This is a genomic window from Vibrio sp. 2132-1 (assembly GCF_033344315.1).
Genome location: NZ_JAWPON010000583.1, coordinates 1 through 590 on the forward strand (window position 1 = coordinate 1; position 590 = coordinate 590).

Genomic DNA, 590 nt, shown 5'->3' on the forward strand with positions numbered 1-590 from the left:
GAAAGACATCTACGCAGCCCTCAAGAAAACTTACTGCGGTTCCATCGGTGCTGAATACATGCACATGACTGACACAGAGCAAAAGCGTTGGATCCAACAACGTCTTGAGTCTGTCGTAGGCCAGCCATCATTCAACCAAGATGAAAAACGCACGTTCCTTGAAGAGTTGACTGCAGCGGAAGGCCTTGAGCGTTATTTAGGCGCAAAATTCCCTGGTGCGAAGCGATTCTCTCTAGAAGGTGGTGATGCGCTTATCCCAATGACGAAAGAACTGATTCGTCATGCGGGTAAGAGTGGCATGCGTGAAGTGGTTATTGGTATGGCTCACCGTGGTCGTTTGAACATGCTGGTGAACGTACTGGGTAAGAAACCACAAGATCTATTTGATGAGTTCGCGGGTAAGCACGATGAAACGTGGGGTACCGGTGACGTTAAATACCACCAAGGTTTCTCTGCAGACTTCGCAACTCCTGGTGGCGATGTTCACTTAGCGCTTGCGTTTAACCCATCTCACTTAGAAATCGTAAACCCAGTGGTTATCGGTTCAGTGCGTGCACGTCGAGACAGTTTGAGTGACAGCCACGGCAGCA

Annotated in this window: 1 pseudogene; it reads left to right on the forward strand. The window is 49.3% G+C overall.

The annotated features are described in order from the left end of the window. Positions 1 to 590: pseudogene (locus R8N47_RS26780) on the forward strand (2-oxoglutarate dehydrogenase E1 component); the annotation flags it as partial.